Raw genomic sequence first — 24030 nt, 5'->3', positions numbered from 1 at the left:
TGGGGAAGCGAAATCATCCACATCGATAAGCCAGTGTTCCAACATAAAAAATACCCTCAAACAAATTGCTTGAGGGTATTTTCACTTGATCTCAGGATCAGTCAACCGATCAAATGCTTAACTGAACAGTGTTAGCTATTTAGCCGCTTTTCTTATGACTTAAGCGGTTAGCTTATAGAAGACCTAGCTTCTTAAGTTCTTTGTTAGCCATACCTGAAGAAAGTGGTACGTAACCGTCTTTTTCAACGATTTTTTGACCATCTTTAGAAAGTACCATCTTAAGGAACTCAGCTTCGATTGGTGAAAGTGGCTTGTTAGGGTGCTTGTTCACGTAAACGTATAGGAAACGAGATAGCGGGTATTTACCAGTTGCTACGTTTTCTAACGTTGCATCAACGTAGTTAGTACCTTTCTTAGCAAGTGGAACTGTACGAACACCTGATGTTTTATAACCAATACCTGAGTAACCAATCGCATTTAATGAAGATGAGATTGACTGTACTACTGATGCAGAACCTGGTTGCTCATTTACGTTGTTTTTGAAGTCACCTTTACACAGTGCTTTTTTCTTGAAGTAACCATAAGTACCAGACACTGAGTTACGACCGTATAATTGGATGTCTTTACCAGCCCAAGAACCTTCTAAGCCAATATCGCTCCAACGTGTCGCTTCTTTATCTGCACCACACTTACGTGTTGATGAGAATACAGAATCCACTTCTTTAATTGTTAAGCCTTTAACTGGGTTATCTTTGTGCACAAATACCGCTAGTGCATCGATAGCAACACGTACTTTAGTTGGTTTATAACCGAATTTCTTTTCAAACGCTTCGATTTCTTTCGACTTCATCTTACGGCTCATTGGACCGAAGTTTGATGTACCTTCAGTTAGTGCCGGTGGCGCAGTTGATGAACCAGCAGCTTGAATTTGAATATTTACGTTAGGGTACTGGCGCTTATATTCTTCTGCCCAAAAGGTCATCATGTTTGCTAATGTGTCTGAGCCTGTAGACGAGAAATTACCAGAAATACCTGTTGTTTTTTCATAATCTGCTAATTTGTTATCTACTGCAATCGCGTTACCAGCAAGCATTGCTGTAACAGTTAGGCCCATAGTAGCCACTAAGTTTTTAAGTTTCATTGGGTAACTCCAATTGATTATCCCGTTTTGATGATGCGACTATTTTTAGCCTTTTACATTACATTAAAATGACTAAAATATGACAAATTTATTAACACACTAATTTATTCAGCCTCAACTTCTAACACTTTGTTTTTTATACGATCGTTAGAAAACGAAAAACTAAATATTGAACCTTCGCCCAATTTTGATGAAATATTTAAGTGAGAATCATGACGACTTAACACATGTTTAGTGATCGCCAAACCTAAACCCGAGCCACCAGTATCGCGAGAACGTGCCTGATCAACACGGTAGAAGCGTTCAGTCAACCGATGAATATGTTCACCAGCAATACCGTCGCCGTTGTCTACTACACGGAACTCAGCGCCACTATCAGTTTTGTGCCAACTAATGTTTATTTCCCCATAAGCTGGGGTGTAGCGAACGGCATTAAATACCAAATTTGAAAAGGCGCTGCGCAGCTCTTGCTCTTTGCCAATTAAATTTAATGACTCGTCCATATCCAGCACAATTGTGTGTTGTTTCTCTTGGTTTAATTGTTCGGCCTCGCGGTAAATCGCGGTGAGCATATCAGCTACATCTACCTCTTCCTCGAAGTCTGGTTTATCAGAATTTTCGATGCGTGCCAGTGCAAGTAATTGCTCTACTAAGCTTGCCATGCGTTTACATTGATCCAGCATAGTTTGTTGCGCTTTACCCCACATTGAAGGTGGCGGTGCCATATCTGGATCAAACATTTCGAGATAGCCCGACATTACTGTTAACGGCGTGCGCAACTCATGCGACACATTGGCAATAAAGTCACGGCGCATTTCTTCAAGTTGTTTGATTAACGTCACATCGCGCACCACCATCATTAGTTGTGATGTTGCATAAGGCGTTACCCTCACTTCTAACACACTGTGTGGATCAATCGGTGACTGCAACTCTAATGGCTCAAGGTATTCTTTAGCGCGCATGTATTTAATAAAGTCTGGACGACGAATTAGGTTATCAAGTCGCTGACCATGATCGAGCGGCCACTGTAATCCTAATAAAGCGATCGATTCTTTGTTACACCAAACGATCGCCAGATCATCTTGCAATACTAATACGCCATCTGGAACGGCTTCGGCACCTTCACGAAAACGACGAATAACATCAGCAAGTTCGTTGCGTTTTCTACGATTGCGCTGTTGCAGACGATAAATGCCTTCAAATACCTGCTCCCAAACACCCTCACCCTCTGGTGGGTAATATTTGCGTTGTTCTGTAAGCCAATCGCTTAATCTAAATAGCTGACGATAATTCCACACTAATAGTGAAAATGTACCTAGCCATAAAAGTAAAAAAGGAGCCCCTAACAGGACTCCTATTAACGTAAGCGGAATAAAGTAAACAAAAAGGCGTTTAACTAATTCCCGCTTACTCACAATTCGCAGCATAGACTTCTCTTAGAAATTAAATTTTGCTCGAAAAACGATAACCTGCACCACGTACGGTTTGTACTAATTTATCATGACCCATAGGCGCAATCGCTTTACGTAGACGACGAATATGTACATCAACCGTACGATCTTCTACATAAACATTTGTACCCCAAACATTATCAAGCAGTTGTTCACGGCTGTAAACACGTTCTGGGTGCGTCATAAAAAAATGAAGTAATTTAAATTCAGTTGGTCCCATATCTAATTCGTTACCCGCAGACGTTACACGATGCGAAATAGGATCTAGGCGTAACCCATGTACTTCAATTGCTTCTTCGAGCGATGTAGGTGATACACGACGGAATACCGCTTTAATGCGTGCCATTAACTCTTTTGGTGAAAACGGTTTAGTGACATAGTCATCAGCACCTACTTCTAGGCCTTTGATCTTGTCTTCTTCTTCACCACGAGCGGTTAGCATAATAATTGGGATATGGCGGGTGTAATCACTATTTTTAATTTTTTTAGCGATTTGAACACCACTTGTGCCAGGCAGCATCCAGTCCAGTAGAATCATATCTGGATAAGGCTCAACTAGCGCATCCATTGCAGAATCATAATCTTGGGCTTCGATAGCCTGAAATCCATTTTGTTCAAGTACGAATACCAACATTTCACGAATTGGTGCTTCGTCATCAACCACTAGTATCTTACGCGACATGAATTAAATCTCTAAGTTATCAACTGACTTCATTATCAAAGTAAAGTGTGACACTTTTATGAATATAAACATAAAAAGATCATAAATAAACTGTTGTCTATTTGTAGTGTTACTTTAATCTAACTTACACAATCATATAGAACAGTTTAAACTCAATAAGATAAAATAAAAATAGGGCTTTAAAATTAAACTAAAAAGCCCCTAAAAGGGGCTTATAAAATTAACTAAATTGTCACGTTTTTATATCATTTAAAAATCATAACGTAAGGTAACGGCCAAATGTCCTTCATCATCGCTATTGTCCAGATCACGCTGGGTGTACCAAATATAAGCCTTTGCCTGCTTACCTAATTTTCGCTCAACACCTACTGAACTGGCCGAGCCACTGTCTTTTAATTTACCAAAGCCTGTTTCATCATCTTGGTACTGTACTAAAATTTTATAATTTTCGATTTTATAAGAAGCACTTACAACGAAAGTATCACCATCATCGCCCGACGACACTTTTTCACTATTTTGGTACATACCGTTAATTGTAAAATCGCCGAGTTTACCTTGTGCTGATACGCGATCTATATTGTAGCCGGCAACATCTTCATCATGCGCATATGCAACATAAAACGGCGTTTTCTTAAGTGCTTTATCACCATAACCGATAGCAGCCGACACCCCTGCCCCATCACTTTGTTTGCTGTTTTCTTCCGCTATATAAGTTAGTTCAAACTGTAATTGACCAAACTTGGGTGATTGATAATTTACCATATCGCCCAAACGGTTTTCGCCGGTGGCAAGGTGTTTAATATCACCAACAAAGTCATTCATCATATCAAGCTTGTTTTGCGACTTTTTCAGCGCCGTGTCTTTTCGACCGATCAGGATCTGACCAAAAGTTTTACTTTTTAGACCTAAGTATTGATCCCGTGATTTAATATTATCATCACTGCCATTTGCGCCATCTTGCTCTGAAATATTCACTTCCCACTCAAGCTTGGTTAAAACACTAAGATCATCTGAAATACCGTGCTTTGCTTTAATACCAAAACGAGACGAATATGAATCGACTTCGGTTTCACTCTCTTGATTATCAATATCAACGTAGCGTAAACCTAGGTGGGCACGCCCATACACTTGGGCATCTGTTTCAGCAAATGCATCTAACGGAAGAAGCACTAAACCTATACCACTTGCCAGCAAGAGTTTTTTAATCATGGTAATTTCCTCAAAGCAGAGTTCAACTAAAGCATTACGCTATAATTATTATACACTTAAGATCAAACAGATTTTCTTATTTAATAATTACTTTAGTACATTTAGCGGGTATGGCAATTATCGCAGATCAATATTTTACCAATAGGATCATCTTTATACTAAGATCTACCATGATATGACTGCCTGAGATCAAAAACTTACTAAGATCACCTCAGAAATAGATCGAATTTCAATAAGTTAGCCATGGTTTTTAATCTGATCAGCCCTAAATAAGCACTTTAGTTGGTAGGATCGTGATCCCAGTTAATCCAAATGCGATCGTGTTAGTAAGAATTTGATCCCACAACCCTAAATGATCATAATCCCAGACGTAATATCAATTACATTAATTTTTGCCGAAATAAGTCAGCTCACAAACCACTTATATACAAAGTAAGCGCTTTAAAGTAAATGTTATAAGAGAGGCCTGTTACAGCACTATTTTGATAGGGTGAATGAAGGTTAATTCAATAACATGGATTTAAATTATTCACGCTTAACACCCGAACGTTCGACACAAAAAAAGCGTTTATATGAGTCATATAAACGCTTTGCTTGTTAAAGGAAGTTGTATAACTTGATGTTATTTAACTTGTTGGTTTAACTCACCAGCAAGGTATTTTTCATGCATCGCATCAAGTGAAATAGGTTTGATTTTAGCTGCTTGACCAGCTGTACCAAACGCTTCGTAACGCGCAACACAGATTTCAGTCATTGCTTTCGTTGCTTCCGCTAAGAACTTACGCGGGTCGAAGTTTGCAGGGTTATGTGCAAGGTGACGACGAATTGCACCTGTTGATGCTAAACGTAAGTCAGTATCGATATTTACTTTACGTACACCGTGCTTAATACCTTCAACGATCTGCTCAACTGGCACACCGTAAGTTTCAGGGATCTCACCGCCAAACTCGTTGATCACAGCTAGCCACTCTTGTGGTACTGATGACGAACCGTGCATTACTAAGTGAGTATTTGGAATACGCGCGTGGATTTCTTTGATGCGGTTAATTGCAAGAATGTCACCTGTTGGTGGACGTGTAAACTTATACGCACCGTGTGAAGTACCACACGCAATCGCAAGTGCATCAACACCTGTTTTCTTAACGAAGTCAGCTGCTTCTTCTGGATCAGTTAATAGTTGGTCTTCAGTTAGCTTACCTTCTGCACCAATACCGTCTTCTTCACCTGCTTCACCCGTTTCTAATGAACCAAGTACACCTAACTCGCCCTCAACTGAAACCCCGCATGCGTGCGCCATTTCAACTGTACGACGTGTTACATCAACGTTGTACTCGTAGCTTGAAGGCGTTTTACCATCTTCAAGTAGTGAGCCGTCCATCATGACTGATGAAAAGCCTAATTGGATTGAGCGTTGGCAAACCGCTGGTGATGTACCGTGATCTTGGTGCATAACTACTGGAATGTGTGGCCATTCTTCAATTGCCGCTAAAATCATATGGCGGATAAACGGCGCACCGGCGTATGCACGCGCACCTGCTGAACCTTGAACGATAACAGGACTGTTTGTCTTGTCTGCTGCTTCCATAATTGCACGCATTTGCTCTTGGTTATTCACATTAAACGCTGGAACACCATAACCATTTTCTGCCGCATGGTCTAATAGCTGACGCATACTGATTAAAGCCATTTTGCTTTCTCCAATTTTTGATGGCACCTAACGCCATCGAGTTTGAACGGATAGATTTGTTTATTGCCAAGTAACCACAGGTTTTGAGAGAGATTATGCTTACTTGGCTTTTTATTCAGTTACTTAGATTCTGTTACATAAATCTAAGTATAGCGTGCACAAATTATTTCGCGCGCGCTTCTAACATTGCTACAGCTGGTAACTGCTTGCCTTCTAAGAATTCTAAGAATGCACCACCACCTGTTGAAATGTATGAAATTTTGTCTGCTACTTCGTATTTATCAATTGCTGCAAGAGTGTCACCGCCACCAGCAATTGAGAATGCATTTGACTCTGCAATCGCATGTGCAAGTGCTTTGGTACCTTCACCAAATTGATCAAATTCAAATACACCTACAGGGCCGTTCCATACAACCGTACCTGCATTTTTGATAATCTCGGCAAGCGCCGCTGCTGAATCAGGACCGATATCAAAAATCATGTCGTCTGAATCAACATCTGCAACTGACTTTAATGTTGCTACAGCAGTTTCTGAGAACTCTTTACCAACCACTACGTCAGTTGGTACTGGAATATCACCACCCGCTGCTTTTGCTGCGTTAGTTAGCTTGTTTGCTTCATCAATTAAATCAGCTTCATAAAGTGATTTACCTACGTTATTACCCGCTGCTGCGATAAAGGTATTTGCAATACCACCACCACATACTAACTGATCAACAACACTTGAAAGCGACTCAAGTACAGTCAATTTAGTTGATACTTTTGAACCACCTACAATAGCTACAAGTGGGCGCGCTGGGTTATCTAGTGCTTTACCAAGTGCATCTAGCTCTGCTGCAAGTAAAGGACCTGCACAGGCAACATCTGCGAATAAACCAACACCGTGAGTAGATGCTTGTGCACGGTGCGCAGTACCAAATGCATCCATTACATACACATCACACAGTGCAGCTAATTTTTTAGCTAACGCTTCGTCGTCTTTTTTCTCGCCTTTGTTGAAGCGTACGTTTTCAAACACAACCACTTCGTTGTCTTGAACGTCAACACCGTCAAGGTAATCTTTTTCTAAGCGAACAGTTTGCTCTAATACGTCATTTAAATAGTTAACAACCGGTAGCATTGAGAATGCTTCATCGTATTCACCTTCTGTAGGGCGACCTAAATGCGACATAACCATTACTTTTGCGCCTTTTTCTAAGGCTAATTTAATGGTTGGTAACGATGCACGAATACGCGCATAACTGGTTACTTTACCGTCTTTTACTGGAACGTTTAGGTCTTCACGAATAAGCACGCGCTTACCTTGTAAATCTAAATCAGCCATTTTAATGACAGACATTTGAGCTCTCCTTTAACATAAAAAAACCGCAAATTTGTTGGCAAACTCACGGTTATCTAAATCTAACTTTTTAGTGCCATCGCCTCGGCAGTATCTAGCATGCGGTTGGCAAAACCCCATTCGTTATCACACCAAGCTAAAATCTTTACTAAGCGTTTGTGACTAACACGGGTTTGTGTACCGTCAATAATCGATGAATGACTATCGTGATTAAAATCAACCGATACTAATGGCTCTTCGGTATAACTGATAATACCAGCTAAGTGTTGATGCTCTGCATCTGAAAGTACTTTATTTACCGTTTCAATTGTTACATCGGTATTAAGTGTGACGCTTAAGTCCATCGCAGTAACATTGATGGTAGGTACGCGCACCGCAATGGCTTCAAAGCGGCTTTTAAACTTAGGCAGAATGCGCTCGATACCACGTGCTAATTTAGTATCAACCGGAATAATCGATTGGCTTGCAGCACGGGTACGGCGAAGGTCACTGTGATAGGCATCAATCACTTGCTGATCGTGCATTGACGCATGAATGGTGGTAATCGCACCCGATTCAATACCAAACGCATCATCAAGTACTTTAATCACTGGCACAATACAGTTAGTAGTGCACGAACCGTTAGAGACGATAGTGTGCTCAGCTTTTAATTCATTATCGTTAATGCCAAATACAATGGTGGCATCCATGTCAGCATCAGCAGGTTGTGAAAACAACACTTTTTTAGCGCCAGCATTTAAATGCAATTCGGCATGTTCGCGTGAGTGATAGACACCTGTACATTCAAGCACCACGTCGACACCTAATAAACCCCAAGGCAATTCGCTTGGATTTTCTTCGGCGAATAACTGAATTAAGTCACCATTAACCGTAATGGCATCTTGTTTTAATTGCACAGGAAATTTAAAACGACCATGAGAAGTGTCGTATTTTAATAAATGCGCGATGCCTTTAGCGTCTGCTAATTCATTGATCGCAACAATTTGAATGTCGTTAGTACGACCAGCTTCATATAAAGCTCTTACGATATTTCGTCCGATTCGACCAAAACCATTAATTGCAATTTTGATTGCCATTAAGTTGTTTTTCCTAACAGTGCCGAGCACTTTCACAGTTGGTGAGAGGGTAGATGGCGGTATTCTAAAGCAAAGAATTTGAATACGATAGTGAAAAAATTTTATTCTTTGATTAGTAAAGATAATGACACCGGTTACTTACTAGGTAAATCAAGGGATCCAGTAATTTCGCAAGTTTGATGAAGATTTTTAGAAAAATGTGATTTTAATTTCTCCGTTTAAAATGACACCGGTTTCCCTAAATTTATTACGGTAATTTAGTGCTAATCACGCGCTATAAAAACACAAAAAAGCCTAATTTAGGCTTTTAAAATCTTCTTAAATTGAAGGCAAAGATTTAGTCTTTCAAAACCAACTCTTTTTCTTCTTGGCGTAATGTTAGTACTTCAAAGCCGTCTTTGGTGACTAAAATAGTGTGTTCCCATTGTGCTGATAGCTTTTTATCGCGGGTAACTACTGTCCAACCATCTCGTTTGGTTTTAGTTTTCGCGGTACCTTGGTTAATCATTGGTTCAATAGTAAATGTCATGCCTTCTTGTAGCGTTACACCAGTATGCTTTTTGCCAAAATGCAATACTTCAGGCGCTTCGTGCATTTGTCTACCGATACCATGACCGCAAAACTCTCGCACTACAGAGTAACCATGTTGCTCTGCATGGTGTTGAATCACCGCGCCAATATCACCTAATTTAGCTCCTGGTTTCACTTGTTTAATGGCCAACCAAAGTGCTTCGTAAGTCGTATCAACCAAACGTTTCGCAAGCGGCGCTACATCGCCGATACAATACATTTTACAGCTATCTGCAATAAAGCCATTTTTCTCTAAGGTAATATCGATATTGATAATATCGCCATTTTTTAGTTTTTGCGTGCTACTTGGCACACCGTGACAAACCACTTCATTAATTGACGGGTTAAGCACAAATGCAAAACCGTACTGACCTTTACTTGCAGGGCGTGCATTTAACGTATTGGTAATATAGTCTTCAACAAAATTATTAATTTCTAGCGTTGACTGGCCGACTGCAATAAATGTATCGAGTGCAGAAAATACGTCTGCCAGTAATTGGCCGGAAGTACGCATAAAATCAATTTCCGTTTGATTCTTAATAATGATTTCACTCATTACACTAACCTTGCTGATCACATTGACGCAGTAACTCTTGCTCCATTATTTCAGCAAAGGTTAAATTAGGATTACGCTCTGCAAGGCGCCCTACTTTTATCCAAAATTCGGCTTGAGAGTTGATTGAACGCACCATCACGGTGCTAGCATGACGAATTTCATCATGTAATTGGTCAGAAATTTTAACGATACCCATAGCGACACACTGTTTGATTATATGATTTATATATATTACGTATACACTACATATAAAATCAATAAAAAATGGCGCCAAAGGCGCCATTATGGGCTGGGTAACAAATAAAAAGTTTATCTTGGCAGATTTTTGCTTAACTTTTTGTTTTTATTCATTACATCACTGTAATAACCGTGAAGCGCTTCACTTAATTGGCCTTCTTGGCGTTTAATTCGCTCAGCTTGGGTAATGTTTTGCTGCTTTAACGTTACGTTTTCAGCACGTAATTGATTGATTACATCACCTTGCTGCTGCGCCTTAGTTTTAAGTTCATCAACGCTATGGATTGATTCTTTTAACAGGGCATTTAGCTCTTCATTACGCTCATTAAGTTCACGGCAGTGATGCTTCATTACCGATTTACTCATATTCGCTTCTTCAACTTGTTGCTGAAGATCTTGAAGCTTAGCGGTTACTTCTACGCTTGGTTTTTTCTTTGCGTCTGTTAACTGTTCCATCAGTGTTTCAAGCATAGCGTTTGAGTTTTCCCACTCACGCTCAATTAACTGCACATGCTTAATAATCATGGCATGATCATTTTGCAATTGCTCAAACTGCTGCTGTTTTTCTAAAAGCAGTTTCTTCTGTTCAATTAATTGTTCAGTAAGCGCTTTTTCATGTGCGCGCTGTGCAAAGGAGGTAATATTAGCTTGTACGGGATCTGAACCGCAAACAAGTTCAGGAGCATTTCGTTCAGAGGTAACCATTTCCCTTTCCTCGTTATTATACCTATCAAAAGTTGGTTAAATTTTAGCAAGATAGAGGCAGGGGGGAATTTGATCTAAATCAGTTTTTTTAATTAAGAATCGTTATCAAAGGTAAAACTATTGCGCTAGATCAAAAAAGCGATGCATTTGCATCGCTTTTGATTATTATAGCTTTTTTTGCAATTATGCGAGTTGATTCGCTTTTGCTACGATATTCTCTACCGTAAAGCCAAAGTGTTCAAATAGCTCATTTGCAGGCGCAGATTCACCAAATGTTGTCATACCTACAACCGCACCATTTAGGCCAACGTACTTGTACCAGTAATCTTCAATACCTGCTTCAACAGCAACGCGTTTAGTTACTGCGCTTGGCAGTACTGATTCTTTATAAGTCGCATCTTGTGCATCAAATAAATCAGTTGATGGCATTGAAACAACACGTACTTTTTTACCTTGAGCGCGAAGTTCAGCTGCTGCTTGCATTGAAAGCTCAACTTCAGAGCCTGTTGCGATAAGAATAATCTCAGGCGCGCCATCACAGCTTAATACGTAACCACCTTTACGTACGTTCGCTAATTGCTCAGCAGTACGTGCTTGTTGTTGTAAGCCTTGGCGAGTAAATACGAGTGATGTTGGACCATCTTTACGCTCAATTGCGTCTTGCCATGCAATTGCAGACTCAACTTGGTCACATGGGCGCCAGTTAACTAGGTTAGGCGTTAAACGCATGCTTGCTAGCTGTTCAACTGGTTGGTGCGTAGGACCATCTTCGCCTAGACCGATTGAATCGTGTGTATACACAAAGATTGAAGACTGCTTCATAAGCGCCGCCATACGTACTGCGTTACGCGCGTATTCCATAAACATTAAGAACGTCGCACCATAAGGAATAAAGCCTTTATGTAGCGCAATACCATTCATAATTGCCGACATACCAAATTCACGTACACCGTAGAAGATGTAGTTACCTGATGCGTCATTTGCTGTTAAGCCTTTTGAACCTTCCCAAAGTGTCAGGTTTGAACCTGCAAGGTCAGCAGAACCGCCCATAAATTCAGGTAGCATAGGGCCAAATGCGTTTAGCGCATTTTGTGATGCTTTACGTGTTGCTGGATTCTCAGGGTTTGCCTGCAGGCCTTCAATATAGGCTTGTGACTTCTCAGCCCAATCTGCTGGCAATTCACCTTTTTGACGACGTTCAAACTCTGCTGCTAGTTCAGGGAAAGCTGCTTTATACGCATCAAATTTTTCAGCCCAAGATGCTTCTTTTGCGGTACCCGCTTCAACTGCATTCCAATCAGCATAAATATCAGCAGGAATATCAAAAGCACCATGCTCCCAGTTTAAAAATTCACGTGCAGCTTGAATTTCAGCATCACCTAACGGTGCACCGTGACAGTCGTGGCTACCTGATTTGTTTGGTGAACCGTAACCGATTACTGTTTTACAACAGATTAATGTTGGTTTGCCCGTTTCTGCACGTGCTTCATCGATTGCCGCGCGAATGGCTTCGCTATCGTGACCATCTACATTACGCACAACATGCCAACCGTAAGATTCAAAACGTGCTGCTGTATCGTCAGTGAACCAACCTTCTACTTCACCGTCGATAGAAATACCGTTATCATCCCAAAACGCAACTAATTTACCTAGGCCTAATGTACCGGCTAGTGAACACGCTTCGTGTGAAATACCTTCCATAAGGCAACCATCGCCTAGGAAACAGTAAGTAAAGTGATCAACAATATCGTGACCTTCACGGTTAAACTGGTGCGCAAGAGCTTTTTCAGCAACAGCCATACCAACCGCGTTAGTAATACCTTGACCTAATGGGCCTGTCGTTGTTTCAACACCCGGTGCATAACCGTATTCAGGGTGACCCGGTGTTTTAGAGTGCATTTGACGGAAGTTTTTAATTTCCTCAATTGGGAGATCATAGCCAGATAAATGCAGTAAAGAATAAATTAGCATTGAGCCGTGACCGTTTGACAGAATAAATCGGTCGCGATCAGCCCAATCAGGGTTTGCTGGATTATGGTTTAAATAGTCGCGCCATAGCACTTCAGCAATGTCTGCCATACCCATAGGGGCACCTGGGTGGCCAGACTTGGCCTGTTGCACAGCGTCCATAGATAGAACGCGAATAGCATTTGCTAGTTCTTTACGTGACGGCATGGATTTTCCTACCTCATTATTTGTTTGCTGTCATAATTTGGATACATTGGCCAATAAGCACTAACCAGAAGGCACTTACTTATTGGTCAATGTACCCACGCAGCCCTATTCTTACCTATAAGCACACGCGGAGCAATGGAAAACCGACTATAATCTAGCTTCTTTATGCACAAAACAGCCTAGTAACGGTGAAGAAATTTCACTTTTAATTTTTTTTAGACGTCTAGGCGTAAAGTTATTGTTTGCAGCGTTGATATTCGATAGAATATGCGGCCATTTAATTGAACCTGCGCAAATCCTTGTGGCAACGCGCATTTTTTGTGAGTGAGTAGAAATACCATGGCAAGAACTTTATTTACTTCTGAGTCAGTATCTGAGGGTCATCCGGATAAAATCGCTGACCAAATTTCTGATGCGGTTTTAGACGCAATTATCACACAAGATAAGCATGCGCGTGTTGCCTGTGAAACAATGGTTAAAACAGGTGTTGCAATTATCTCTGGTGAAATTTCAACAGATGCGTGGGTAGACCTTGAGTCAATCACACGTAAAGTAATCACAGATATCGGTTACACATCATCTGACGTAGGTTTTGACGGTGACACATGTGGCATCATGAACCTTATTGGTCAACAATCACCTGAAATCGCACAAGGTGTTGACCGTACTAAGCCTGAAGAGCAAGGCGCTGGTGACCAAGGTTTAATGTTCGGTTACGCAACTAACGAAACACCAACATTAATGCCTGCGCCACTTTATTACTCGCACCTACTTGTAGAGCGTCAAGCACAAGCACGTAAGTCAGGTATTCTTCCTTGGTTACGTCCTGATGCAAAATCTCAGGTAACGTTTGTATATGAAGACGGTAAGCCTGTTGCAATTGATGCAGTTGTACTATCTACTCAGCACAACCCAGACATCGAGCAAGATGCACTAGTTGATGCTGTAATGGAAAACATTATTAAGCACACGCTTCCAGCTGAGCTTTTGACTGAAGACACTAAATACTTTATTAACCCAACTGGCCGTTTCGTAATCGGTGGCCCTGTTGGCGACTGTGGTCTTACAGGTCGTAAAATTATCGTAGATACTTACGGTGGTATGGCACGTCACGGTGGTGGTGCTTTCTCTGGTAAAGATCCATCAAAAGTTGACCGCTCTGCGGCATACGCGGGTCGCTATGTTGCTAAGAACATTGTTGCAGCTGGCCTTGCTGATAAGTGTGAAATCCAAGTGTCTTACGCTATCGGTGTTGCTGAGCCAACTTCAATCACAGTTGATACATTCGACACAGGCAAAATCTCTGAAGAGAAATTAGTAGAGCTAGTACGTGAGCACTTCGACTTACGTCCTTACGGTATCACTAAGATGCTTGACCTACTTCACCCAATGTACCAAATGACTGCAGCATACGGTCACTTCGGTCGTGAACCGTTCGAAATGACGGTAGGCGAAGATACATTCACAGCATTTAGCTGGGAAAAAACAGACAAAGCAGACGCACTTCGCGCCGCTGCTGGTTTATAATAACCGTCTGATTGAGAAAAAGCGCCATTGGCGCTTTTTTTATGCCTAAAATTCAGTAAGTTGCTATGATAACCGCTCTAGCAAGTGATAAAGAAACTACACGGTGAAGTTATGTACCTTTCAATCAAGCATTACCCTGAAATAGCAAACAATACTAACCAACCAAGAATCGTACGCCTTGCCAAACCTTACTTAACAACTCCGGCAATTGTTTATATTACACATGTTTTGATGTTGGTTGCCCTTGTTGTAATAAACCTGCCAAGTGTGCAACAACTATCGCCTTTGCTTTTAAAAGCCGCATTATTTATTACTTATTTGATAGCCATGCATTTTGCGGGCATTAATACATGGCAGCGTAAGCAGTTTTTAACACACCTTGATGAAATCCAAACAAAATCAGAACAATCCGATATCGCCCTCGCCCAGTCATCTTTATTTAATTATTGGAAAGACGTTCAGGTAACTAAAACCTTTATCGTGACCGCCCCTACTTTCGCACGCATAAAAACCTTCGAGTTTGGTTATTTGAGCCTCAGCGAAAATGGAGAAAAAGCGATGATCCGTGTATTAGAAGACGAAAACTTGGCATCAAGCCAACTTAAAATTGCCATTTTTAACGACCAAGTCATCCCTGCGGTCATCGAGGAAAATACGCACGTTATCCTCACACTTGCAGAACATTCGATAAATGGCACAGTTAGTAAAATTAACCAAGTAGCAAAACGAAAAGTCACTACAAATCAATTAGCAATTAATTTTACCGAAAAACTACTGGTTGTAGAGTTTGAACACATGCCACATGAGCTATCATTATTATCCCATGTGACCAACCCGCAAACTGAACTTACCTATACACTGAAACTGATAGCCATCGACTCACAAGATTATGTTGTTTATAAAGTATTGGAAGACCACCCGTCGCGCCCGCTAATGAGTGCAGATGTAATTATCTTTAATAGCGATAAAAAACAAATGGCTAATGTACTTGGTTTTTCAGAGCTCGCAACACATCACGTCGGACATTACCCGCTAGCGGGTGGTATGATTAGCTAAGCAACTCAGCAACGAAAAACGCTATTAGATAAAACATAGGATTTAATATGAACAAAGGACATGTAATTGCATTTGCGCTTGGCGCCCTTAGCGTCGCACTTATTTCGACATTAATGCCTTCAGATAGTCAATTAATCGGTAAAGAACATCCATCAGATAGCTCTGCACACACATTATCTGAGCCGCTAGAATCAAGCATTAATAACATCAAAGAACCGCTAACGGAAACCCTATCCGCACCGCGTAAATCAATACAAAACTCACAAACAGCGCTGACTAAATCTGAGCTGGTTGCTGAAGTTGAAAGATTAGAAAGCGAATTAACGCACGCTACACAAAAACATGAACAACTGATTAAAGAAGTGAGTGAACATGCTGAAACCATGTTGCGCGACAAAGTAGCGGAGCTTGAGCAACAAATGCAGCAGCAACTTGAATTACTGCTCAGTGATGGCGTAGACACCCTTAATTTAGCAACGAAGTTTGAGCAACAAACCCGTGACGATCATTGGGCCGAAACGACAGAAGCGGTGTTTCAAGATTTTTTTACCACACATGATTTTATTGAATTTGTGCAACTAAAAACAATTGATTGCCGAGAAAGTATTTGCCAAATTAACTATCAGTATGCCGATGATTTCGAATCAATACACCTGTTCCAACATAAATTATCAGAGTTTGTTACCAAACATAAATTTGCTACTAGCCAATCACAAGAGGCTAATGGTGTTGTGAATATGCATATCGCAAAATAGCCTAGTTAAATGGCACTACAAGGGTAAAGCTTCAAACGCGCTTTCATCTTTTTGAAGGTGCTAAATACGTTAGATTTTGCGACAGAATTACCTAACCAATGTGGAATTTTTCCTGCGGGATCTGCAATCGCTTGATACTCAACAGAAATCGTATCTGCGTCTCGCTGAGTAATTACCCAACTAGCAGCTACATGTTCAATACGAATGAACCTATCACGCTTTGCGTATTCGTTGTTCGCCGCTTGAATGCCAATTTGCATTTGTGTATTTGACGTTCTAAAAATACGTGAGTAAGTCACCATATCACGATTTTTAATCGGCCATGGCGCATTAAATTGAGTGTAAACGATATGCTCGTTTTGTGATGGTGACTTTAGCACTTCGACACTGTCCACATTGCTTAACCACTTGTCAGCATTGTCTGTATCAAGTAAAAGTGCTTCAAATGCTGCTAAGCATCCGCTAGTCACTGTGTAGGCTTTTAACTTTAAAAGTCCATCGGGCAGTTTTTGCTGATAAACTTCAACTCCTTGTTTAATTTTTACTTGCTGCCACTGTAATGCACTCAACGGAGTACAAAAAAATAGCAGCAACAGCATAGTGCGCATATTATTGCCAGTAAGGCTCCAATTTTTGACTTGCAAGACGGCTATGTTCCATCGCTGCGAGCAAACCATCATTTTTTTGTTTTAACCAACCCAAAATACTGGTGAATTGTTCGGGTTCGTGTTGCGTTTCACACAACTGTTTTAAATAGTCGTATGTCGCCAATTCATCCATACCATGAATAATATCAAGCCAAGGGCCTCTAAATTCATCACGTAGCGGTCCTTCAAAAAGCTGCCCTAAGCAACAACCGCTGAGTAAATTACGGTGTAATTTTTGACGTTTTGCGATGTAGCTTTCAGCGCTCACCACATCGTGTGGTAATAAATACTGCATTTCTTGCCAATCGTTTTCAAAAAGACGTGCCGCAATATCTTTTACAGGCGTACCAGCAGCAACAATTTGTTCTTGTCCCCAGTCATCACGCCAACGCTTTTCAATTAAAAAGCGCGTTAAATCCAGAATAAGTTGGTTGTAGCGTGGGCTATGGAAAATTGCCTTTAACGCGTTACCTGACGGCTGCTCAGCTTTTAAGTTATCAATCACTTGCTCAAGCTCAGGCGCAGCCGAAATACGCTTATAAAACGCATGTTTCTTTGACGTAAACGTTCGCAATTGAATCGCCGTTTCAACCCAAGAAAAGGTTTCTAATAGCCATTTAAGCTCTTTACGCAACGATTTAGTAATTTGTTTGTCAGCAACTTGTTCAAACAACCAAAAGCTATGACGAATAAGGCTAACCCCATCGACAATGCGTTTTAGTGTTTTTAATTTTGGCGAATCGATATAGCATTGCTCGTGTTTTTGCACAAACTCAATGCCGTATTGAAGGCACTTTTCAAGCGCTTCTTCTTGTGTCGCGTTTTCATCTAACTGTACATAGCCTAAGAATGTATCAGCCATTAATGGCGCATCGTCCGCTAAACGGTAGCCTCGTGCGGCTTTACTGTATAGCCCTAAACGTACTTCACTACAGTTAATTAACTTATTTGCTAATTCAAATAACTCTTTGCGATCACCACTTACCAATTCCATTTCCACTTCGCAAATCGGCACACTCTGGCCTGAAGCAGAAATATCACCTTTATCCAATACCAATTCAATTTCAGTACCTAAGTCGGTTTCTAATAACCAAGTACGACGAATAAAGTTAGTGTTAAAAATAGAGAAAAGGTTTTCACTAATAGTGCCTGGCTCCATGCCAGCAGGCCAAATTGAGGTATCAAATAACTCAATGTTTGGGCGCGAATTATTAATTGGCACATTGTATTCTGGACGTTGATGAAAGCCACCAACCACTTTACCTGCCAACTTAATTGTTTGCTCACATTCGCCGTCAACACAACGCGTGCGTAAGCCGATATCTAGCGCTCTTAATTCTCTGCTTGGAGTATCAAAGTAGGCGTTTTGTAAGTTGCGAGAAGCTTTATTACTGACTTTTTTTGAAAACTGGGTAATCAGTGCTGGCAGTTGAGAAATAACTTGTTCTGAAACTAAAAATTTCAGCTCAATTTCAGTATCCATTAGCTGGAGGGTTGACCTATTTTATTAGCAAAGCCTAAGTAAAACCAAATATCGGGCTAAATGCAACCTTTTGTGCATCGACTTACAAACAACTACTAAATTATGAACTATTGCGTGATTGCGCTGCGCGACTTGCTATTGCGCGGTGAAATCCATACTATGAAGCCTCAAATACCAATTCACTTAAATAGCTAGTCATTTTAGCGGGCTAAATATCATGCTAACTGCGTTGGAATTGATCGATGTAAAATAACTACATCAGACAAATCCCGCCTTGTTAGTACCTCATTTATCCAGCGCTATAAGTTAGTTACATATTTAAACGACTTGGTAAATTTATCGGACAACAACAATAAAACAGGATCCTCTCAATGTTTAAACCGATTGCTGCATTTCTTTTATTAGCGAGTTTAAGCACAGCTATCCACGCAGAAACGCCAACTAACGGCGAATCAGCAACTGAAGTACTGGAAGTACAAACAACTGAAAGCGCATCTTCTTCAACTGCTTATATTACCGACAACCTATTTGTTTATATGCACTCAGGTCCAGGCAAAAATTATCGCATTCTTGGTTCTGTGCAAGCTGGTACCGAATTGCAGTTGCTCGATGAAAATAAAGAAACGGGCTATAGCCAAGTAAAAGATAGCCGCGGTCGTACAGGTTGGATTGATAAACGTAATATCAGCAAGCGTCCAGGTTTAGCACAACAAAACCTTAAGCTAAAAAATCAATTAGCTGATTTACAAGCAGAGCTAAATTCAAGCCAGCGTGATATGCCGGTACTACGTCAAACTGCCAATGATTTAGAAGTTAAAAACCGTGAACTCAATGATGAAATTGAAAAGCTAAATGCCCAAATTTCAAGCTCACGTAATCAAAAGCAACAAGCCAGTGAAAAACAGCAAAAGCAGCTATTGATTTATGGCGGCGGTATTGCATTTATTGGTATTTTACTGGGGATTATCATCACAATCGTGTTATCGCGACGCAAACGTTACGACGGTTGGGCGTAATAACTAGGCAATACAAAAAAAGCGCTTAACTAGCGCTTTTTTTGTATCTGGTATCCCGCACTCAATAAGCGTGTGAGTAAACCTTATACCTATTGCATAAATTTGTGAGTCATTTGCTACGAGAGCAAAACCACTCAGAAATAAAACAGGTAATTTTTAATAAATCCGGGATTACTCTTCCACCTGCACGGTTAACCCTACATCTTGCTTAACATGCTCAATCACCATGTAAGTACGGTTGGTGCCAACACCTGGCGTATCTACAATTTTACCAAGCACTTCACGGTATTCAATCATATCGCCTACGCGTATTTTTAGTAGGTAATCGTATCCACCCGCAACCATATCACACGACACCACTTGACCAATGCGCATAATATGCTGTTTGAAAATATCAAATGCGGCTTCGGTTGATTCTTTTAAAGTAACTTCAACGTGGGCAACCACATTTTGTTTCAGCTTGGTAGCATTTAAACGTGCACCATAACCTTCAATATAACCGTCGTCTTCAAGCTTTTTAACCCTTTCAAGGCACGGGCTTGGGCTTAAGTTAACTTGTTTCGCTAAATTTACGTTAGAAATTCGGCCATTTTTTTGTAAAACATCTAAAATTGCTAAATCGATTCGATCGAGCACACGTGTTCTGATAGAGGTAGTCATACAGAATATTATTTGGCATCTTTTGAACAATTCCCTGTAAATTACCGGATATAGCCAAAATACGCCAGCACATTCTGCTGAAAAGAAATTACACTACGCCCCTATTTTATAAATTTAACCTATTTTATTTTGAGGGTTTCTTTATGCTTTACAATGGTGATTTAACTACCAAATGTCCGATCCGCCAGCAGATCCGTGACTTTTACCGTATTGATGAAGACCAAGTTATTGACCATATTCTGCCACTTGCAGAAGTTGGTGTTAGCGCGCGTAGCCGTGCATGGGAACGTGCACGCCAAATGGTATTAAATATTCGTAACGATCAGGAAGGTCAAGGTGGTGTTGATGCACTACTTAACGAATACTCACTGTCTTCTGAAGAAGGCGTGGTATTAATGTGCCTTGCTGAAGCATTGCTACGTGTACCAGATAAAGAAACTCAAGATAGCCTTATTCGCGATAAGCTAGCAAACGGCGACTGGAGCTCTCACTTAGGTAACAGCGACTCTCTGTTTGTAAATGCATCAAGCTGGGGCCTGTTATTAACAGGTAAAATGGTTAACTATGCAGACAAAAACAAAGAAGAGCAGTTCGGCTTATTAAAGCGCACTATGGGTCGTATTGGTGAGCCTGCTATTCGTAAATCAGTGCAATATGCCATGAAGATCATGGGTAAGCAGTTTGTTATGGGTACTACCATTGAAGAAGCTGTAGAGCGCGCTAAAGATAAAGAAGCAAAAGGATACGCATACTCTTACGATATGCTCGGTGAAGGCGCCCGCACTATGGCGGATGCTGAGCGTTATTTTAATAGCTATAAAATGGCAATTCACGCTATCGGTAAAGCAGCCAATGGTCGCGGCCCTATAAAAAGCCCAGGTATTTCTGTAAAACTATCAGCTATTCACCCTCGTTATGAGTTCACACACCGTGAACGCGTAATGGAAGAACTTGTGCCTAAGCTTAAAGAGCTAGCACTAACAGCAAAACAGTATGACATTAACTTTACAGTTGATGCCGAAGAAGCTGACCGTTTAGATATCTCTTTAGATGTTATTGAAGCGGTATTCTCTGACGATGCTCTTGGCAATTGGGCTGGTTTTGGTTTAGCGGTTCAGGCTTACCAAAAGCGTGCTATTTTTGTAATCGACTGGTTAGAAGCACTTTGTCGCCGTGTAAATCGTAAAATGATGGTTCGCCTTGTAAAAGGTGCTTACTGGGATACTGAAGTAAAGCTTACACAAGCAGATGGCCTTGAAGATTACCCAGTATTTACACGTAAAGCGACAACTGACGTGTCTTACAAAGCGTGTGCAATTAAGCTAATGAAAGCACGTGATATGATTTTCCCGCAGTTTGCAACGCACAATGCGTACTCAGCAGCCACTATTTTAGAACTTGCTGATGGCAACTATTCAAACTTTGAATTCCAGCGTTTGCACGGTATGGGCGAATCATTATTCGACCAAGTTGTAACGCAAGATCGTGTTCAATGTCGTGTATACGCACCAGTAGGTCAACACGAAGACTTACTTGCATACTTAGTGCGTCGTCTATTGGAAAACGGCGCTAACTCATCATTTGTAAATGCCATTGTTGATGAATCTCAGCCAGTAGAATCACTGCTTGAAGATCCTGTTGAAAAAATTCAACGTGTTCGCAATAAGCGCAACCCGCAAATCGTTTTACCAAAAGACTTATTTGGTGAAGAGCGTCAAAACTCTAAAGGTTTAGATTTAACCAACATTAACCATATTACGCCATTCAAAGCGAGTATTGACAAATGGGTTGCTGAAAACCTGATGACTCATGCCGATGTGCCTGAAGGTCACGAAGCGGTAATTAACCCAGCAAACCACGCTGAGGTGCTTGGTTCTATTCGTCACCAAGACGAAGCTGAAATGCAAGCCCTTGTTGATACAGCTGAATCAGCTTTCCAATCTTGGTCTCAAACGCCAGTTGCTGAGCGCGCTGAAATCTTACGTCGCACAGGTGACATTTTAGAGCGTCACCGCGATGAACTGATTGCACTGTGTATCAAAGAAGCAGGTAAAGTGGCACAAGATGGCATTGACGAGGTACGTGAAGCTGTTGATTTTTGTCGTTACTATGCAGCAAAGGCTGAAGAGCTTGCGGCTGACCCACGCTTTTCACCACGTGGTGTAATTTTATGTATCAGCCCATGGAACTTCCCACTTGCGATTTTCTTAGGCCAAGTAGCAGCTGCAATCGCAACAGGTAACTCTGTAATTGCAAAACCAGCAGAGCAAACATCACTTATTGCACTTCGTGCAATTGAGTTAATGCGTGACGTTGGCTTACCAAAAGACGTAGTACAGCCTGTTATTGCTCGTGGTAGCAAAGTAGGTCAGGTAATTATTCCTGACGAGCGCGTACAAGCAGTCATGTTTACAGGTTCAACTGAAACAGGTACACGCATTGCGCAAACCTTAGCAGAACGTGGTGGCGACCAAGTACCTCTGATTGCTGAAACGGGTGGTCAAAACTGTATGATCGTTGATTCTACCGCGCTACCAGAGCAAGTAGTTGACGATGTAATTTCTTCTGGCTTCCAGTCAGCAGGTCAGCGCTGTTCTGCACTGCGCGTATTATTCGTACAAGACGAAATCGCAGACAAAGTAATCAAGATGATTACAGGCGCGATGAAAGAGCTACACGTTGGCGACCCTGCTTACCTATCAACAGATGTAGGCCCGGTTATCGACCAAAAAGCACTTGATGCACTTAATGAACACGTTGAATACTTAAAAGATAAAGCGACACTGCATTTTGAATGCCCTATTCCGGCTGAAGATGAAAACGGTCACTTCTTCTTTGCACCACGTTTATACGAGATCAGTGATTTATCGGTATTAACAAAAGAAGTATTTGGTCCATGTGTACACGTAATTCGTTTCAAAGGTACTGAAATTGATAACGTAATCAACCAAGTAAACAGCACTGGTTTTGGCTTAACTATGGGTATTCACACCCGTATCGAAGAACGTGCTGAGTACCTAGCGAAACAATCACGTGCCGGTAACATTTACGTAAACCGCAATATGATCGGTGCCGTTGTTGGTGTGCAACCATTTGGTGGTCGCGGCCTATCAGGTACTGGCCCTAAAGCAGGTGGCCCAACTTATCTAACGCGTTTAGTAAAAGAAAATGCTGCACCTGAAAACGTTCAAGCTACCAATATCAACCTTGATGGCGAAGCAATTGTTGATGACAACCATGCAGTTGAACGCGTTAATCAAATGATGGTTAACTCAATTCGCGATGAAAAAACTTGGCGCGCAACCAGCTTAAACGACCGCATTTCAGTATGTCGTCAGATGCTGGCTAAAATCGCACAAGTTGAAATCATGGATAAGCTTGCAGACGATTTAACGCAAACAATTGCCGATGCACGTAGTCAGCTTGACCGTATTGAAAAACGTTTAGCCAAAGGCACGGTATTACCAGGTCCAACAGGTGAATCAAACACAATTTACCTAGAGCCGCGCGGCTGTGTTGTTTGCTACGCAGATAAAGATACCTCATTTAACTTCTGGGTATTATCAATCGTAACGGCGATTGCAGCGGGTAATACTGTAATTACCGTGGTGTCTGACCTATTCCACGAAGAAGCATTAGCTTTCCGTGCTAAGTTATTAGCATGCGGTGTTGCTGAGGGCGTTTTACAAGTGGCTAAACTGTCTGAGTTTAATGCAACACTTGCTCATCCGCACGTTGCAGGTGCTGTAATCGGCAGTGGTTGTGAGCGTAAAGCACATGTAAACGAAAAACTGGCTGCACGCTCTGGCGCTATTTTACCAGTGATCAGTGCACAGTATTACGACACACTAATCAATCGCTTAGTTACTGAGAAAACCATCAGTATTGATACCACAGCATCCGGTGGTAACACATCACTAATGACGCTAACTGACGAAGATTAATCTAAAGCTCGGGAAACCGGCTTGTTAAGCAAAATAAAAGGGCTAAGTGTAGACTTCAGCCCTTTTCTTTTATCTTCCGCTTAATTTTCAGCATAATGTTTGCTAATTTTAAAG

Annotated in this window: 19 protein-coding genes; 5 read left to right on the top strand and 14 right to left on the bottom strand. The window is 41.1% G+C overall.

Annotated features, from left to right (window positions below; translation table 11 throughout):
• Positions 1–172: 172 nt before the first annotated feature.
• The 11 genes from L1068_RS12700 to tkt all read right to left on the bottom strand — a co-directional run bounded on the left by L1068_RS12700 (position 173) and on the right by tkt (position 12828).
• Positions 173–1141 carry a phosphate ABC transporter substrate-binding protein PstS family protein gene (locus L1068_RS12700; RefSeq protein ID WP_054981105.1) on the bottom strand — a complete coding sequence of 323 codons (969 nt, stop codon included), beginning with the start codon at positions 1139–1141 and terminating at the stop codon, positions 173–175.
• Between the two features lie 104 nt (positions 1142–1245).
• A complete protein-coding gene (phoR, locus tag L1068_RS12695; RefSeq protein ID WP_237130571.1) occupies positions 1246–2568 on the bottom strand; it encodes a phosphate regulon sensor histidine kinase PhoR in 1323 nt (440 codons plus the stop codon).
• Between the two features lie 16 nt (positions 2569–2584).
• Positions 2585–3274: a phosphate regulon transcriptional regulator PhoB gene (phoB, locus tag L1068_RS12690; protein ID WP_010560997.1), complete on the bottom strand. Its 690-nt coding sequence runs from the start codon at positions 3272–3274 to the stop codon at positions 2585–2587.
• Positions 3275–3523: 249 nt separating this feature from the next.
• Positions 3524–4483, bottom strand: a complete 960-nt coding sequence (locus L1068_RS12685; RefSeq protein ID WP_054981103.1) for a porin — start codon at positions 4481–4483, stop codon at positions 3524–3526.
• Between the two features lie 622 nt (positions 4484–5105).
• On the bottom strand, positions 5106–6170 hold the full coding sequence (fba, locus tag L1068_RS12680) for a class II fructose-bisphosphate aldolase (protein ID WP_054981102.1): 1065 nt from the start codon (positions 6168–6170) through the stop codon (positions 5106–5108).
• Positions 6171–6333: 163 nt separating this feature from the next.
• A complete protein-coding gene (locus L1068_RS12675; RefSeq protein ID WP_237130570.1) occupies positions 6334–7509 on the bottom strand; it encodes a phosphoglycerate kinase in 1176 nt (391 codons plus the stop codon).
• Between the two features lie 62 nt (positions 7510–7571).
• Positions 7572–8585, bottom strand: coding sequence for an erythrose-4-phosphate dehydrogenase (epd, locus tag L1068_RS12670; protein ID WP_054981100.1), 1014 nt, complete (start codon positions 8583–8585; stop codon positions 7572–7574).
• Between the two features lie 337 nt (positions 8586–8922).
• Entirely contained in the window at positions 8923–9711 is a 789-nt protein-coding gene (gene map, locus L1068_RS12665; RefSeq protein ID WP_237130569.1) for a type I methionyl aminopeptidase, read from the bottom strand.
• Between the two features lie 4 nt (positions 9712–9715).
• Complete coding sequence (locus L1068_RS12660) at positions 9716–9907, bottom strand: ParD-like family protein (protein ID WP_237130568.1); 192 nt, start codon at positions 9905–9907, stop codon at positions 9716–9718.
• 113 nt (positions 9908–10020) lie between these two features.
• On the bottom strand, positions 10021–10653 hold the full coding sequence (locus L1068_RS12655) for a hypothetical protein (RefSeq protein WP_010561004.1): 633 nt from the start codon (positions 10651–10653) through the stop codon (positions 10021–10023).
• A 183-nt stretch (positions 10654–10836) separates the two neighbouring features.
• Positions 10837–12828 carry a transketolase gene (gene tkt, locus L1068_RS12650; RefSeq protein ID WP_237130567.1) on the bottom strand — a complete coding sequence of 664 codons (1992 nt, stop codon included), beginning with the start codon at positions 12826–12828 and terminating at the stop codon, positions 10837–10839.
• Between the two features lie 339 nt (positions 12829–13167).
• On the opposite strand from tkt, the gene metK reads away from it, so the two are divergent.
• The 3 genes from metK (at position 13168) to L1068_RS12635 (ending at position 16166) form a co-directional block, all read left to right on the top strand.
• Entirely contained in the window at positions 13168–14355 is a 1188-nt protein-coding gene (gene metK / locus L1068_RS12645) for a methionine adenosyltransferase (protein ID WP_237130566.1), read from the top strand.
• 111 nt (positions 14356–14466) lie between these two features.
• Positions 14467–15411, top strand: coding sequence for a hypothetical protein (locus tag L1068_RS12640; protein ID WP_237130565.1), 945 nt, complete (start codon positions 14467–14469; stop codon positions 15409–15411).
• Between the two features lie 47 nt (positions 15412–15458).
• Positions 15459–16166 carry a hypothetical protein gene (locus L1068_RS12635; RefSeq protein WP_237130564.1) on the top strand — a complete coding sequence of 236 codons (708 nt, stop codon included), beginning with the start codon at positions 15459–15461 and terminating at the stop codon, positions 16164–16166.
• A gap of 5 nt (positions 16167–16171) precedes the next feature.
• Here the strand turns inward: L1068_RS12635 and L1068_RS12630 are convergent, their stop codons facing one another.
• On the bottom strand, positions 16172–16774 hold the full coding sequence (locus L1068_RS12630) for an START domain-containing protein (protein WP_237130563.1): 603 nt from the start codon (positions 16772–16774) through the stop codon (positions 16172–16174).
• A gap of 1 nt (position 16775) precedes the next feature.
• Positions 16776–18296, bottom strand: coding sequence for a CYTH and CHAD domain-containing protein (locus L1068_RS12625; protein ID WP_237130562.1), 1521 nt, complete (start codon positions 18294–18296; stop codon positions 16776–16778).
• A 371-nt stretch (positions 18297–18667) separates the two neighbouring features.
• On the opposite strand from L1068_RS12625, the gene L1068_RS12620 reads away from it, so the two are divergent.
• Positions 18668–19312 carry a TIGR04211 family SH3 domain-containing protein gene (locus L1068_RS12620; protein WP_237130561.1) on the top strand — a complete coding sequence of 215 codons (645 nt, stop codon included), beginning with the start codon at positions 18668–18670 and terminating at the stop codon, positions 19310–19312.
• A 171-nt stretch (positions 19313–19483) separates the two neighbouring features.
• Here the strand turns inward: L1068_RS12620 and L1068_RS12615 are convergent, their stop codons facing one another.
• A complete protein-coding gene (locus L1068_RS12615; protein WP_054979122.1) occupies positions 19484–19972 on the bottom strand; it encodes a winged helix-turn-helix transcriptional regulator in 489 nt (162 codons plus the stop codon).
• Between the two features lie 143 nt (positions 19973–20115).
• On the opposite strand from L1068_RS12615, the gene putA reads away from it, so the two are divergent.
• Positions 20116–23916 carry a bifunctional proline dehydrogenase/L-glutamate gamma-semialdehyde dehydrogenase PutA gene (putA, locus tag L1068_RS12610; protein WP_237130560.1) on the top strand — a complete coding sequence of 1267 codons (3801 nt, stop codon included), beginning with the start codon at positions 20116–20118 and terminating at the stop codon, positions 23914–23916.
• Positions 23917–24030 lie beyond the last annotated feature (114 nt).

The sequence above is a fragment of the Pseudoalteromonas sp. MMG024 genome (assembly GCF_021654175.1).
In the GTDB taxonomy this organism is placed as follows: domain Bacteria; phylum Pseudomonadota; class Gammaproteobacteria; order Enterobacterales; family Alteromonadaceae; genus Pseudoalteromonas.
This window is presented reverse-complemented; position numbering and strand designations above follow the sequence as displayed.

What these genes read in the sequence shown, in the direction of transcription:
- phoB (WP_010560997.1), bottom strand. Translation starts at nt 3,274, where the DNA reads ATGTCGCGTAAGATACTAGTGGTTGATGACGAAGCACCAATTCGTGAA.
- L1068_RS12625 (WP_237130562.1), bottom strand. Translation starts at nt 18,296, where the DNA reads ATGGATACTGAAATTGAGCTGAAATTTTTAGTTTCAGAACAAGTTATT.
- map (WP_237130569.1), bottom strand. Translation starts at nt 9,711, where the DNA reads ATGAGTGAAATCATTATTAAGAATCAAACGGAAATTGATTTTATGCGT.
- L1068_RS12640 (WP_237130565.1), top strand. Translation starts at nt 14,467, where the DNA reads ATGTACCTTTCAATCAAGCATTACCCTGAAATAGCAAACAATACTAAC.
- L1068_RS12615 (WP_054979122.1), bottom strand. Translation starts at nt 19,972, where the DNA reads ATGACTACCTCTATCAGAACACGTGTGCTCGATCGAATCGATTTAGCA.
- L1068_RS12635 (WP_237130564.1), top strand. Translation starts at nt 15,459, where the DNA reads ATGAACAAAGGACATGTAATTGCATTTGCGCTTGGCGCCCTTAGCGTC.
- tkt (WP_237130567.1), bottom strand. Translation starts at nt 12,828, where the DNA reads ATGCCGTCACGTAAAGAACTAGCAAATGCTATTCGCGTTCTATCTATG.
- L1068_RS12655 (WP_010561004.1), bottom strand. Translation starts at nt 10,653, where the DNA reads ATGGTTACCTCTGAACGAAATGCTCCTGAACTTGTTTGCGGTTCAGAT.
- epd (WP_054981100.1), bottom strand. Translation starts at nt 8,585, where the DNA reads ATGGCAATCAAAATTGCAATTAATGGTTTTGGTCGAATCGGACGAAAT.
- L1068_RS12685 (WP_054981103.1), bottom strand. Translation starts at nt 4,483, where the DNA reads ATGATTAAAAAACTCTTGCTGGCAAGTGGTATAGGTTTAGTGCTTCTT.
- metK (WP_237130566.1), top strand. Translation starts at nt 13,168, where the DNA reads ATGGCAAGAACTTTATTTACTTCTGAGTCAGTATCTGAGGGTCATCCG.
- fba (WP_054981102.1), bottom strand. Translation starts at nt 6,170, where the DNA reads ATGGCTTTAATCAGTATGCGTCAGCTATTAGACCATGCGGCAGAAAAT.
- L1068_RS12660 (WP_237130568.1), bottom strand. Translation starts at nt 9,907, where the DNA reads ATGGGTATCGTTAAAATTTCTGACCAATTACATGATGAAATTCGTCAT.
- L1068_RS12700 (WP_054981105.1), bottom strand. Translation starts at nt 1,141, where the DNA reads ATGAAACTTAAAAACTTAGTGGCTACTATGGGCCTAACTGTTACAGCA.
- phoR (WP_237130571.1), bottom strand. Translation starts at nt 2,568, where the DNA reads ATGCTGCGAATTGTGAGTAAGCGGGAATTAGTTAAACGCCTTTTTGTT.
- putA (WP_237130560.1), top strand. Translation starts at nt 20,116, where the DNA reads ATGCTTTACAATGGTGATTTAACTACCAAATGTCCGATCCGCCAGCAG.
- L1068_RS12675 (WP_237130570.1), bottom strand. Translation starts at nt 7,509, where the DNA reads ATGTCTGTCATTAAAATGGCTGATTTAGATTTACAAGGTAAGCGCGTG.
- L1068_RS12630 (WP_237130563.1), bottom strand. Translation starts at nt 16,774, where the DNA reads ATGCGCACTATGCTGTTGCTGCTATTTTTTTGTACTCCGTTGAGTGCA.
- L1068_RS12620 (WP_237130561.1), top strand. Translation starts at nt 18,668, where the DNA reads ATGTTTAAACCGATTGCTGCATTTCTTTTATTAGCGAGTTTAAGCACA.